Source organism: Ekhidna sp., assembly GCF_963691765.1.
Classification (GTDB): Bacteria; Bacteroidota; Bacteroidia; order Cytophagales; family Cyclobacteriaceae; genus Ekhidna.
Window position 1 is genome coordinate 3,926,720 of sequence record NZ_OY829375.1, and the last position, 12,783, is coordinate 3,939,502.

The 12,783-nt window shown below is 35.9% G+C and carries 14 protein-coding genes; 9 read left to right on the top strand and 5 right to left on the bottom strand.

All coding sequences use genetic code 11. The features are described from left to right. Positions 1-165: 165 nt before the first annotated feature. The 4 genes from ku to ACY650_RS17605 are packed head-to-tail and all read left to right on the top strand — an operon-like array spanning position 166 to position 3,379. Positions 166-1,011 (top strand): non-homologous end joining protein Ku, encoded by an 846-nt coding sequence (gene ku / locus ACY650_RS17590; RefSeq protein WP_462249489.1) that lies wholly within the window; start codon positions 166-168, stop codon positions 1,009-1,011. Between the two features lie 6 nt (positions 1,012-1,017). Then, a complete protein-coding gene (locus ACY650_RS17595; RefSeq protein ID WP_462249491.1) occupies positions 1,018-1,629 on the top strand; it encodes a tetratricopeptide repeat protein in 612 nt (203 codons plus the stop codon). Continuing rightward, on the top strand, positions 1,626-1,994 hold the full coding sequence (locus tag ACY650_RS17600; protein WP_462249493.1) for a hypothetical protein: 369 nt from the start codon (positions 1,626-1,628) through the stop codon (positions 1,992-1,994). The genes ACY650_RS17595 and ACY650_RS17600 overlap by 4 nt, the downstream gene beginning before the upstream one ends. A 29-nt stretch (positions 1,995-2,023) precedes the next feature. Continuing rightward, on the top strand, positions 2,024-3,379 hold the full coding sequence (locus tag ACY650_RS17605; protein ID WP_462249495.1) for a hypothetical protein: 1,356 nt from the start codon (positions 2,024-2,026) through the stop codon (positions 3,377-3,379). Between the two features lies 1 nt (position 3,380). Here ACY650_RS17605 and ACY650_RS17610 read toward each other — a convergent pair whose 3' ends face one another. Beyond that, positions 3,381-4,031 (bottom strand): alpha/beta hydrolase family protein, encoded by a 651-nt coding sequence (locus ACY650_RS17610; protein WP_462249497.1) that lies wholly within the window; start codon positions 4,029-4,031, stop codon positions 3,381-3,383. Positions 4,032-4,047: 16 nt separating this feature from the next. On the opposite strand from ACY650_RS17610, the gene ACY650_RS17615 reads away from it, so the two are divergent. The 3 genes from ACY650_RS17615 to ACY650_RS17625 are packed head-to-tail and all read left to right on the top strand — an operon-like array spanning position 4,048 to position 5,728. After that, on the top strand, positions 4,048-4,779 hold the full coding sequence (locus tag ACY650_RS17615) for an MBL fold metallo-hydrolase (RefSeq protein WP_462249499.1): 732 nt from the start codon (positions 4,048-4,050) through the stop codon (positions 4,777-4,779). Next, a complete protein-coding gene (locus ACY650_RS17620) occupies positions 4,780-5,142 on the top strand; it encodes a VanZ family protein (RefSeq protein ID WP_462249501.1) in 363 nt (120 codons plus the stop codon). Further along, on the top strand, positions 5,135-5,728 hold the full coding sequence (locus ACY650_RS17625) for a pseudouridine synthase (protein ID WP_462249503.1): 594 nt from the start codon (positions 5,135-5,137) through the stop codon (positions 5,726-5,728). Before ACY650_RS17620 ends, ACY650_RS17625 begins: the two co-directional genes overlap by 8 nt. On the opposite strand, the gene ACY650_RS17630 is transcribed toward ACY650_RS17625, so the two are convergent. From ACY650_RS17630 to ACY650_RS17645, 4 genes are all read right to left on the bottom strand, one after another. After that, a complete protein-coding gene (locus ACY650_RS17630) occupies positions 5,714-6,094 on the bottom strand; it encodes a DoxX family protein (protein WP_462249504.1) in 381 nt (126 codons plus the stop codon). The two genes, ACY650_RS17625 and ACY650_RS17630, sit on opposite strands and share 15 nt — an antisense overlap. Continuing rightward, positions 6,094-9,279, bottom strand: a complete 3,186-nt coding sequence (locus tag ACY650_RS17635) for an ATP-binding cassette domain-containing protein (protein ID WP_462249506.1) — start codon at positions 9,277-9,279, stop codon at positions 6,094-6,096. Before ACY650_RS17635 ends, ACY650_RS17630 begins: the two co-directional genes overlap by 1 nt. 66 nt (positions 9,280-9,345) lie before the next feature. After that, complete coding sequence (locus ACY650_RS17640; RefSeq protein WP_462249508.1) at positions 9,346-10,161, bottom strand: hypothetical protein; 816 nt, start codon at positions 10,159-10,161, stop codon at positions 9,346-9,348. Positions 10,162-10,254: 93 nt separating this feature from the next. Continuing rightward, positions 10,255-10,671: a DUF2061 domain-containing protein gene (locus tag ACY650_RS17645; protein WP_462249510.1), complete on the bottom strand. Its 417-nt coding sequence runs from the start codon at positions 10,669-10,671 to the stop codon at positions 10,255-10,257. 142 nt (positions 10,672-10,813) lie between these two features. On the opposite strand from ACY650_RS17645, the gene ACY650_RS17650 reads away from it, so the two are divergent. Beyond that, positions 10,814-12,514: a DEAD/DEAH box helicase gene (locus ACY650_RS17650; protein WP_462249512.1), complete on the top strand. Its 1,701-nt coding sequence runs from the start codon at positions 10,814-10,816 to the stop codon at positions 12,512-12,514. 36 nt (positions 12,515-12,550) lie between these two features. Continuing rightward, positions 12,551-12,757 (top strand): cold-shock protein, encoded by a 207-nt coding sequence (locus ACY650_RS17655; RefSeq protein ID WP_462249514.1) that lies wholly within the window; start codon positions 12,551-12,553, stop codon positions 12,755-12,757. The last annotated feature ends 26 nt before the right edge of the window (positions 12,758-12,783 follow it).

Genomic DNA, 12,783 nt, shown 5'->3' on the forward strand with positions numbered 1-12,783 from the left:
TAAAATATTAACGTATTGACAATCAGGTGTTTATTAAATTCAGTGATTAAATTTTAATAAAAAATATTTGTTTATAATATATTGTTAATCAATATGTTAACATGTAATACTTTGATTAAAAGTTAAAGATTTTTAATTTTCTGTCTTAATTCCTAAATTGAAACAATGCGAGCGATCTGGAAAGGACATATTCGATTCTCAATGGTTACAATTCCTATAAGGATTTACAATGCCATTGACACAGCACAGAAGGTTCAGTTTAATCTGTTGTCAAAGGAGACCAATAACCCTGTAAAGTATGAGAAGCGAGACAAAGTAACGGGTGACGTTCTTAGACAAGAAGACATTGTAAAAGGCTATCAATACGAACCAGGTCAGTTTGTAATCATAGAGCCAGATGATTTCGAGAAGGTTAAATTGAAAAGCACGAAAGTAATCGAAATAGAAGGCTTCGTAGATGCAAAAGAAGTACATGAAACATTGTATGATTCTCCTTACTTTGCAGGACCTGACGGTGATGTAGCAAGTAAAACGTATGCGCTGCTAAGTCAAGCTTTAAGAGAATCAGGAAAGGTAGGGGTCGGTAAGGTTGTTTTGAGAGATAGGGAAAGTGTTGTTTTACTAACACCTCATGATCGTGGTATTATGATATACAAACTTCGATATCCAAATGAGGTGAGAAGTATAAAAGAAGTTCCTAATGTGCGAATTGAAGAGGAGGCAGAGGATGAGCAGTTGAAACTTGCTAATATGTTGATCAAGTCGATGACCAAGAAGTTTAAGAAAATTGAACTTGAGGATAAGTATAATGACGCATTGCGTGACATGATTAGCAACAAGATAGAGGGGAATGAAGTTGTATCATATGTTGAAGAAGAGCCAGAGGTAGTAGATATTATGACAGCATTAAAAGCGAGCATTGATCAGGCGAAAGAGGCTAAGAAGCCAATGAAGAAGGCAGACAAGAAACAACAAGACGAAGCAAAAGAAGTGAAGCGTAAAGCAAGCTAGATTTAAATGACAAAAGTTGTTCAATTTCCCGTAAGTCCTCCACAAAAGCTCGGACCTAAAAAGGCTCGAAGGAGGAAGAAACCCAATCTGGAAGATTATGGGCAGCTAAATATGTTTGATCAAATTCCGGATCAGACTCCAATAGTTTCCTTACCGAAAGCTGGTTCATTTTTCGAAGAAGCATTAGAGCTAGATGAAGCTGGAAAGTCTGAGGCTGAAAAATACTACTTACTGGCAATTGAAAATGAGCAATCTGTTGAAGATGCCTATTGCAATCTTGGGATTTTAAAGTCAAGTCAGGGTGATCTTTCTAAGGCCATAGACTATCTGACTCAATGCCTGAAAAGAAACCCTAGGCATTTTGAAGCGCATTATAATCTTGGTAATGTATACTCTGACATAGGAAACCTAGAACTTGCTAAGGTTCACTATGAACTATCAACCCAAATAGAGCCAGAATATCCAAATAGCTTTTACAATCTTGGTTTGGTACTTATTTCTATGAAAAGGTATCAAGAAGCCATCCAAAGTATCAATAAATTCGTAGAGTTAGCTCCAAGGCAGGAGCATCAAGTAGCTCACGAACTCATCAAAACATTAAACGCAATAGCCAAATGACTAAAGACAAACATCCAGTTCTCAGTGAGCATTTCGAGCGACTTAAAGAGCTCATGCCTGATGTTTATGCCAAGCACTTCAGAGAAGAAAAAGAAACGAAGAATCAAAAGCTATTTCGAATGTTAAAACATTCACTTGGAGTGATAGAAGCTGTTTACATCCAAAACAGTGATAATTTTTCGCTTTCTAAGGCTGAAGAATATTCGAAGATCATTGAAGAACTAAAGCATCTAGGTTATAGCTACGCGGGTCAACCTGAGCTTATGAATTTGGCCACTCAATTTATGATTATGAAGGCTAAAAAGCCAATGGAGAAAGCTAAGGGAAACATCCAACGCGAAAACGAAGATCGCAAAGCGATGTAATTATCATTCATTAATACTCTCCATATTTAATGAACGAACTCAAAGAAGATCAGATTGAAAACTGGCTTAAGAAACTCGAGAGAGAAAGTTGGCAGCTTGAGCTTTTAGTATCAGCCTTTACCATATTTCTACTTTTAGGAGCTAACTCCGAGTTTGGTTCTTTTCTGATAGATATACAGTATAAATACAATCTTGAAGGGACTATTTCAATCGTCTTTATTTTTCTTGTAATAATCAAAAAATGCATCCTCGCACTTACTATTTGTTTAGTGATTCATTTGATGCTTCGAGGGTTTTGGATTGGAGCTATTGGCTTAAGATCAGTGCAGTCCTCTATTGACTTTGATAAACTGAATTACAACGAATTTTTCACTGAAAAGCTAAGAGCTAAAGTTGTTAGTCTAGATCGGTTGGTAATAATGCTAGATGAGATTTGCAGTGTCATATTTGCTTTCTCTTTTCTAATTATATCGATAATGATTGCTTTTGGATTGTATCTGACATCATTGGCAGTTATTGGATTAGTACTAAGTACATTCATTTCAGCTATGCCAACTGGGGTAGTTACCGGCATCATTACGCTTATTGCTGGGATTTCTGTGACAATATTTATTCTATTCGGATTGATCTATATGATCGATTATTTCACGTTAGGATTCTTTAAAAAGATTAGATGGTTTGCTAAGGTTTATTATCCGTTTTACCGGATCTATAATTTTATAACACTTTCTAACCTCAGCAGAAGTATATACTACTATTTGATAAGCAAGTTTTCAAAAACGAGATTTAGGATAGTCTATTTGTTAGTAGGGGTTTCAGTGGGAAGCATGGCAATGTTCTCATTTGACCAATATCAGTATTTTCCTTCAAGTACCGATGCAGATGTTATAAGTTCAAATTTTTACGACGATCAGAGATCTAAAGATGAGTATGTTAATAGCGTGAGTTTAAAATCAAGTTTTATTGAGAAGCCTCATTTCCAAATATTTCTTCGTTATGATCCGGCTGATAATGGACGAATATCCTCTCAGTGCCCTGATTTTGATCCCATCAAAGATGATGGATTAAACTGGAAGCTGGGACTAAAAGCGGAAGGAGGTAATTTTCAAATTACCGGTATTGATTATTCGGAGGAGAATCAGGAAAAGCTTTTGGAATGTCAAAAATCCATTTACGAAATCAATGTAAATGATTCAATCTATTCCTCCTTGAAGTATCATTTCTTTGTTCACCCAGCCAAGGATCAAAAAGGGATCCTTGTTACCATTCCAACGGAAGGTTTCAATATTGGTGAAAACCTGCTTTCTATTAAGAAGATATCGCGAGACTCGACAATTGGATTCAGAGATTTTGTAAAAATACCATTTTGGTATAATCCAGATTAAGTTATTTACGTATCCATGTAGCCGAACATTCTGCTAGGAACTCCAAAACATCTTCCTTAGTTTTTCCACTCTTCTTGGGTACGTTAAACGAATGATCAGCGTGCGCTATAGTTTCTATGCTAGCTAATTTCAACCCAGAGACAACTTGTTCCATCATAGATAGATTAGCAAGTTTATCATTTGATCCTTGAAGGAATAATTGCGGTATTTTGATATTAACTAAGTTAGCTGCTCTATCGATAGAATCTTTTCCAGGGGCATGAAGCGGAAACCCAAAATAAATTATTCCTTTAACATAAGGTAGATTATTTTCTACCACCAAATGAGAAGCCATTCTGCCTCCGTATGACTTACCAGAGAGGAATATGGGAGCGTCTTGATATCGTTGCATTATATGCTCAAGTACAAGTCTCCAAGTTTCAATGTTGGACTTAGGTGAGCCTGGTGATTTTCGACCCTGCTCCATATATGGGAAGTTGAATCTTGCAGTTGTGATTGATTTTTCTGAAAGCAATTTAGAGATACTCGTCATGAATGGGTGATGCATTCCTGCTCCAGCACCATGTGCTATTATTAAAACAGCCTTTGATGAGTCTGCTTCATTAATTTCTAATGTTATTTTTCCCAGTTTCTCATTTAAGAATAACTCCATTCGGTAAATTTAGCCAATGGAACTAACTGTATTAGGTTGTGGAGACGCATTTGGTAGTGGGGGTAGAAATCACACTTCGTTCTTAATTGTTGAAAAGAATGAAGGCGTCTTGTTGGACTGCGGTGCCAGTACCTTAATTAGACTCAAACACGAAGGAATAACGCTTGATTCAATTTCAACAATAGTTATATCTCATTTTCATGGAGATCATTTTGGAGGCATTCCTTTCTTTTTGATTAGTAGTTTGTTTGAGAATCCTAGAACTGCCGCACTTACTATTGTAGGTCCTGAAGGTGTTAGAAGAAGAGTTTTAGAATTACAAGAAGCAATGTATGCTGGTACTGCAGAAAAATTGGAAGATCTGGATCTTCGTTTTGTTGAGTACAGTCAAGGCGAATCGACAATTCTTGGCGATAAAGTTATTAAAGCTTGGCAAGTAGAACATAGTCCTCCGTCAATGCCACACGGTATTCGACTAGAGTGGAACGGTAAGAGAATTGCATTTTCAGGGGACACTTCATGGTCTGAAAATTTAATCCCGCTGTCTAATGGCACCGATCTATTTATTTGTGAGTGTAATTTTCAAAATGAAGTTAGTTTTGGACATCTGAGCTACTCAGAGTTGTTAGAGAAACAGTCTGAATTTGACACCAAATCTTTATGGCTTACTCACATGGCTGATGAAGTTTTTGAAGCCTCTGACTTTGTTTTAAATAGATTAGAAGACGGTCAAAAAATATCAATTTAATTGAATAAGAATATAATGTGGTTTGTGCCAGCAGGATTGGTCACATTGGGAATTTTAGCTTTATCTACATTTTTAGCTGTACCAATTCAAATAGATGGTGTTGGTTACCTAGATAAAATCGAACATTCTTTTGCATACTTTGTGCTGGTTGTAAGTTTAATGTTGGCGTTTCAAAAAGCTAACATGCTTACTTCCAAAATCTCATTTTATATTTTCGTAGCTACATCGCTATACGGATTAGGTTTGGAAATCATTCAGTACATCTTTTTCTACAATAGATTTTTCGAGTGGCTTGATGCTTTTGCAAACCTTGTTGGTGTAGTTATTGGTTTTGTGGGTTATAGAATGATATATCGTGGCTAAAAAAAAATACTATTACATAATTCATAAGCCATTTAAGATCTTAAGTCAATTTTCTAATGAAGGAGCTAATTCTGGACTTGGTGAAGTTTTCTCAAATCTTCCAAAAGATGTTTATCCGGTAGGTAGGCTTGATTTGGACAGTGAGGGATTACTAATTCTTACCAATGACAGATCACTCAATAATAAGCTTTTAGATCCCAAACACAAGCACATGAGGACGTACCTTGTGGAAGTAGAAGGACAGCCTAGTGCGGATGCTATCAATCAACTTGTTACGGGTGTAGAGATTAATTTGAAAGGTAAATTATACAAAACTAAGCCAGCTTTGGTAGATGTTGTTAAAGCTAATGTGCCTGAAAGAACACCGCCAGTAAATTATAAAAAGCATCCAATTAGATCATGGCTGAAGATTAAATTAACTGAAGGCAAGAATAGACAGGTCAGAAGAATGACTGCCAAGGTTGGTCATCCAACATTAAGATTGCTAAGAATTGCTATTGAGGACTTAAGTTTAGATCCTTTAAAGTCAGGAGAAATTACTCAGATAAGTGAAAAGGCAATCTACAAAAAGTTAAACCTTCTTTAATTTCCAGTCTAACGAATACTGTCCACTGCCGAGTAGAAATATTGCTACATAGCCAATAAGATAAAGCAATGGAAATTCCTGATTTTTCCATGGATCATTTGCGTGAAAAATAAATGCTGCTACAAACATGGTGGCAGCTGGAAGTATTGAAGCTATGCGGGTTTTAAAACCTACTATTATAAATATAGGAGCTATAAATTCAGATAATACCGCCAATATTAGCGTTGGTGCTTGACCAATACCAATTGGATCCAAAAATGTAAGATCTCCTGCGGCAAGCTTGCTAAATTTACCCCAGCCATGTGTTATCATCATTCCTCCAAATCCTAATCTTAATACTAGGGTTGCTAAGTTTAAATTCGTCATTATTTTGTTGATTTCTTGATTTTAACTGCTCTCTTGTATACTCTAGGTGAGCCTATCATTATCAGTATGGTGTCCCATAAACGTATCCAGGCATTAGGTCTACTTTCATCTTTCTCTTGGGACTCGAAAAACTTGATGATTTTCTTCAAGGTATTGTCTAAAAGTGATAAGTATAGTACGATGGTCATAAACCAAACAAAGGCCATATTGAAGTAAAATGTAGGTACTTCCCAGTTTCCTAAAATTTTGATAGGCGCATAAAATTGAGCTCTTCCAATATTTGAATATGGTCTCATAAAAACAGGGTCTTTCTTCTGGATCAATTGATCATCGCCTCTATACACCATATCCAAATGAGCTCTATTCATAAGTAAGTCAGCAAGGAACTCGTTATGGTACTTCTTTTCTAATTCAACAAAACCTTCTTTTCCAAGTTTATCAACTAACTTTTTATACAGTTGATCTCGATCTTGCTGTGCTTGAAGATATTCATTCGAAAATGAAGATTTCGCATACCTTAAATATTCATCAAGTTTTTCAGATATTGAGACACTGTAATACTCGGGAGTAATTTGATCCAAATATGGAAATGATCGCAACCCATGTAGGTCAGTAAGTGCGCTTACTTCATTTTTTAGAATTGTGAATGATCTTTCTTTATCACTCCAATCAGCACTATCTCGTACAATTTCCCTATTAATGGTCATCAGTTCAGGAACCATAAATGATCTGTAAACAGAAGTTCTGCTTATTTCTTTATTGACTTCAAAGAAATGTTTTTCATAATCATTGTATCGAAATTGTGCTACAGCTAGTGCCTCGTAAGCCCATCTTGAAGCCATCATATCACCAACAATAGGAACGTTCTTTTGATTATTTAATGAATGATGTAATTCATCAAATTTGATCATAGCCCCGCCCAGAAGGAGTTGAGGTACTAGAATAAAGGGTATTAAGATATAAATATTGATTACAGAATTCAGTGCAGATGATATGTTCAATCCGATTAAGTTGGCGAAACATGATACTGTAAACAAAACACCCCAGTAGTAAAGAGTCATTCCATGTATCTCTAAAATGAAATTTCCAATAAGCACAAATGAGAGTGTTTGAATCGCAGAAAGAATAAATAGGTAAACAACTTTCGAATTAATGTAGCTTAGCCTGGATAGGTTTAGGAAAGATTCTCGTTCAAGTATTTGCCTATCCTTATAAATCTCTTGTGCACTCACAGTAAGCCCCATGAATAGGGATACTACAATGGACATGAATAAGTAAACTGGGAGGTTTATATTTTCAGAGAAAGCATAGACTTTTTCTGGCGAATATTTTGAAAAATAGCCAAGGATAAAAGCCAATAGGGGGGCTTCCAACAAGTTGATAAGGACATACTGCTTATTCGATATTTTCGAAAGAAGATTCCTTTTGCTAAAAATCTTGAATTGATTCCATGTATCAGGAATCCGGAAATTGGTTGGAGGTAATACCGAATCATATTTTAACCTTACCAATTTAGGTACAATATTTTCTTGATATTTAGAATACCAAACTGACGGATTTACTCTTCGTTTTTTCGTAGACCTACCTCGCTCATCGATTTCTCGTGCCTCAATTATCTGTAGAATTTGTTCAGGAATTACGTTTCCACACCTCGGGCATTCGCTTTCAGCTGCATTCACCTGAGTATTCATCGTCTTGAAGTAGACCACGGCATCAATAGGATTGCCATTATAAATTGGATATCCTCCTTTATCTAGAATCCAAAGCTTATCAAATAGTTTAAATATTTCTGATGAAGGCTGATGAATAATAGCGACAACAAGTTTCCCTTTTCTTGTTAAGTCTTTAAGCAACATCATCATCTTTTCCGAATCCATTGATGATAACCCAGAGGTAGGCTCATCTACAAAGAGAACAGAGGGCTCCCTCATGAGCTCCAGCGCAATATTTAATCTCTTTCTTTGTCCTCCAGATATGGTTTTGTTTAATGGATCACCAACTTTTAGATCTTTTATATCCTCTAAGTCAAGATCGTCCAATACTTTGTGAACGGTTCGGTCAATTAAATCATCAGAAAAATCACTGAAACAGGTTTTGGCATTGAAGTACAAGTTCTGATATACTGTGAGTTCTTCGAACAAAAGGTCATCTTGCGGTACATACCCAATGACACCCTCAGTAGAGGCTTGTTCTAGCGAAAATCCATTGATATGTAGTCTTCCACCATTTACTCTAAGCTTTCCATTTAGAATGTTCATTAGAGTACTTTTTCCTGTTCCGGAGCCACCCATAATTCCAATCAGTCTGCCAGAGTCTTCAGAGAAGGAGAAAGGTTTAAGGCCATTGCTACTATTTCTGAACTTAAACTCAACTTTATCTCCTGCAAGTACAACTCGTGTGCTTGTTTGTTCCTGAATGAATTGTTTGGTTATCTCAGATTCATAAATAGAAGAGATATTAGGACCCTTGATAATTGATCCAGGCTTTAGTATGTATGATTTGGCAGGAATGACTTTAATTCCTTCGAGAAATAGATTGAGCGGGCCATCGTATCTGAATACAAATGTTTCAACACTCTTTAGATAGAGGACTGTAATCTTACCGAACAGATTTTGAACAAACAGATGTCTAACTTGATTTTCTGTTTTCTTTTTCCGAATAATCCAAGCCATTTCTTCAGGCCATTCGGTTTGTTTATTGTCAATAATTAGAATTCGTTCTTTGTTTATTTCTTCATCGTCAGGTTTGAGAATGAAGTTTTTAAGATTGACAACATCATCTTGATCGAGGTTGAAGTTTAATGCTACAAGCGCAGCAAATTCTTCTTCCTTGGCAGTTACTTTTTCATCTGCCCTAATTAACTCCATCAACTGCATGAAGACAATAAGTCTCTCAGAACGAAGAAGTTCTTTGTTCAATTGATTACAAATCTTTGCGATTTGCAAAATACTAGTACTATCAATACTAATACCTTCTTCGTCTTTTGCAGTCGGCTGCTCTTTGTAAAAATTTAGATAATCATAAAATAATTTGATATACTCCGCTGTAAGCGTTTCATTATTTAGATTCTTTTGGAGGTAGGGTCTTATTACAAGCTCGCCGGAATCCACAACACCGGTATCTTCTTTAGCGCTCTCTATAATAGCTAGAAGATGGACAAGTGCGTTTATAATGGATTCGGTCATAGGGTTATTTCAAATAAAAAAGCCTCAACTCTTGTTGAGGCTCTAAAAATATAGTTTCATCAATGATTATCCAACGATGTGATCCCTCATCTCTTTCACACTATTAGCAATGTCTGAAAATTGACCGTCAGTCATTTCAACTCCTTCGCCAAGTTGATCATATGTGAAGTTTATAAATCTAAGGTTTGGCAATACTTTACTTACATTTTCATCTTCTTGATGAGCTTCCATTAGTTCAACAAGTTTTACAACTTGAGACTTTTGATTTGCAAGAACAGCTTTTAGCTCGCCCTGATTCTCGCTCATTTTCACAAGCTCACAAGTAATGTGTAAACCTTCAATTACACTACCAGCGATAACAAGAATCGATGTCTTTTCTTCGCCATTTTGATTGAGGTAGTTGTATGTGTCGTAAAATGATTCTGTTACGATGAAAATCAAAGAATCAATATTGTCCATATTATTTTCAATTCTCTGCGCCATTGAGGTATTGAAAGCTGAAGTAATATTTAAATCATCGATTAGTTTTTTCGAAACATCTAAATAGTCGATTGTCTCTTGAGTTTTATCAAAAGTCGCAGCATAACTTAGATCTGCACCATAAACACCAAGATTTGCTGCCTTTTGCCATGTAGCAACATATTGATCTGCTTTAGATGGGTCATTAACAATTTCACCTGAATAAGAAGTGTTAGCATTTCCTAACATTTGAGAAACCTCAAATGCAGTTGGTAGAGGATAGGTAAATTCTTTCTCTACAAAACTTTCGATTTCCTCTTTCTTTTCAGCTGACGCTTCTTCAGTTGCTTTGCTACCTCCACCACATGATAGTAGAAAGAAAGCTGAAGCTAAAAATGAAAATTGTAAAATATTCTTTTTCATGAGATTGGTTTGTTTATCATCAATTCGAATTCAAGATTAAGCTTTTAATTACTTTCATCAAACACTTATCGTGCCTATTTACCCCTAATTCTTTTATTTAAGACCAAATTTTGAAGAGTGCCATGCTCTTTCATGTAAATAATAGAATAACATCTTCAGGAAAACTTCTATCAATGCGATGCCAGTAGCTTTTTCCATTGCGTTTGGGTCTTCGCGAAAAATATAAGAAGCTATTAAAAATGTAGTCAAAGAAGCTGTGAATCTCCATGTTATTGTTTTTAACAAATGTCGAACACTGCTTTTCATTTTTGATTTAAAATGGAACCATATACGTTCATGATAATAGTACAGTGCCATTTTAATAACTGTCTCTATTGCTGCAACCCATGAAGCCTTTTCAGTAGCATTGGGGCTTTCACGAAAGAATATCATTGTCAGCGTGAAAGTAGTCGCTGTGGCGATGATTCTCCATGTAATGGTCTTAACGATGTGTCTTTTTCTACTATTCATAGTTGGAAGGCAAAAATATGCTACAGATGGTTTGTCAGCTATTTTTTTTAATAAATATTAAAAGTCGTAGATATATTTCTATTTAACCTCGAGGATTCTATAATGTTAGCGTAGCTTTGCATTTCACATTAAAGCCTGCTCTTTGAATAATTTTGAAAAACTAGGACTTTCAAATCCAATCATCGAAGTCCTTGATTCTTTGGGGTTTACAAACCCTACACCTGTACAGGAGAAATCTATACCTGTATTACTGAATGAAAACCCTACGGATTTCATTGGTTTAGCACAAACCGGAACCGGAAAAACAGCAGCATTTGGTCTGCCTTTGGTGGATTTAATTGATGATTCAAAGGAATTCACTCAAGCCTTGATAATGGCACCTACAAGAGAGTTGGGGCAGCAAACTGCCAAGCAATTAAATGATTTTGCTAAAAGTAAGAAAAGGCTCAATGTAGAAGTGGTTTATGGTGGAGCAGCAATTGTAAACCAAATAAAAGCACTAAAACGTCCTACACAAATAGTTGTAGCCACACCCGGTCGTCTTCTGGATCTTATAAAAAGAAGGGCAGTAAAACTTGATCAAGTCAAATATGTCATCTTAGATGAAGCTGATGAAATGTTAAATATGGGATTCAAAGAGGCCATAGATGAAATTTTATCACATACACCAGAACAGCGAGTGACCTGGCTTTTTTCTGCTACAATGCCTTCTGATATTAGGAAGATAATCAAGAAGTATATGTCTGACCCAAAAGAGGTTTCTATCAATACTTCTGAAAAGAGTAATAAGGACATATCACATAAATATGTAATCACTAAGGTTAGCAATAAGGTACCTGCTATCAAAAGATTTTTAGATAGAGATCCTAATATGAGAGGTATCATGTTTTGCAGAACAAAAAGAGAAACTCAGGAGATATCTGACAACTTAGGTCAACTTGGGTATGGAGTAGAAGCGCTACACGGGGACCTTTCTCAGTCTCAAAGAGATGCTGTTATGAAAAGGTTTAAGGCAAGGTCGATGCAGCTTCTGATAGCCACAGATGTCGCGGCAAGAGGGATCGATGTGAACGACCTTAATTATGTTATACACCATACCTTACCAGACCAACTAGAGAGTTATACTCATAGAAGCGGTAGAACGGGAAGAGCTGGCAATAAGGGCATTTCTTTAGCACTAATTAATCCAAGAGAATCTAGAAAAATATCTGAGCTAGAAAGAAAGATAAAGGTGAAATTCGAACGAATAGAAGTGCCTAGTCTTAATGAAATGCAAACTACTCGAATTAGTCAATGGGCTAGTGATTTAGCAGAGGTTGCAATCGACAGTGAAAGTGAGAGCTTATTTAGCGAAGTTAAAGAAATATTAGAGCCTATCTCAAAGGATGAAATTCTTAAGAAGTTGATTCGACTTCAGTTAAACCAGTTGACTACTCCGTCTGGAGAAGATATTAATTTGAATGAAAATGTTGGTAAAACAACCAATGAAAGTTCCGGTAGATTTAGGAAATTCTTTATAAATATCGGCTCAGTTGATGGCTTTATTAAAGAAGATATGGTGCATTTGTTATCGGATCTTTCAGGCGTGGATCGAAATAATTTTGGTAAAGTAAAATTGCTAAAGAATCGATCATATTTTGAGGTGGATAAATCTTATGAAAAGGGTTTTGGGAAGAAATTTGACGGTGTAGAGTTTGAAGGGAGAGCTGTAAGGGTTCACATTGACAATGATGCGTATGGAGATCGATCAGAATCTGGGTCATACAATAAGAAAAAAGGAAGTAGAAGGTCAGGGGCTAGGAGAGACAATAGAAAATCAAACAGAAGAAGAAGGAGTAAATAGTTTAATTTAATCCTACAACCATTAAAGTTCATTCGTATGTCAAATTCCCAAAATAAGTTCATAAAGAGTCAAAAAGAGAAAAAGAAACAACAGAAAAAGAAAGAAAAAGAAGAACGTAAGAAGGAAAGACAGGAAAATAACCGAAAAGGAGCTGATCTGGATGATATGTTAGCATATATTGACGAATTTGGTAATATAGTTGACGTAAAAGCCGATGAAAAAAAAGAGGACGATAATGATTAATGTGAGACCATTATTATCCTAAGACA

Bases quoted from the DNA above. Each gene is read 5' to 3' on its own strand.
- ku (WP_462249489.1), top strand. From the start codon at position 166: ATGCGAGCGATCTGGAAAGGACATATTCGATTCTCAATGGTTACAATT.
- ACY650_RS17595 (WP_462249491.1), top strand. From the start codon at position 1,018: ATGACAAAAGTTGTTCAATTTCCCGTAAGTCCTCCACAAAAGCTCGGA.
- ACY650_RS17600 (WP_462249493.1), top strand. From the start codon at position 1,626: ATGACTAAAGACAAACATCCAGTTCTCAGTGAGCATTTCGAGCGACTT.
- ACY650_RS17605 (WP_462249495.1), top strand. From the start codon at position 2,024: ATGAACGAACTCAAAGAAGATCAGATTGAAAACTGGCTTAAGAAACTC.
- ACY650_RS17610 (WP_462249497.1), bottom strand. From the start codon at position 4,031: ATGGAGTTATTCTTAAATGAGAAACTGGGAAAAATAACATTAGAAATT.
- ACY650_RS17615 (WP_462249499.1), top strand. From the start codon at position 4,048: ATGGAACTAACTGTATTAGGTTGTGGAGACGCATTTGGTAGTGGGGGT.
- ACY650_RS17630 (WP_462249504.1), bottom strand. From the start codon at position 6,094: ATGACGAATTTAAACTTAGCAACCCTAGTATTAAGATTAGGATTTGGA.
- ACY650_RS17635 (WP_462249506.1), bottom strand. From the start codon at position 9,279: ATGACCGAATCCATTATAAACGCACTTGTCCATCTTCTAGCTATTATA.
- ACY650_RS17640 (WP_462249508.1), bottom strand. From the start codon at position 10,161: ATGAAAAAGAATATTTTACAATTTTCATTTTTAGCTTCAGCTTTCTTT.
- ACY650_RS17645 (WP_462249510.1), bottom strand. From the start codon at position 10,671: ATGAATAGTAGAAAAAGACACATCGTTAAGACCATTACATGGAGAATC.
- ACY650_RS17655 (WP_462249514.1), top strand. From the start codon at position 12,551: ATGTCAAATTCCCAAAATAAGTTCATAAAGAGTCAAAAAGAGAAAAAG.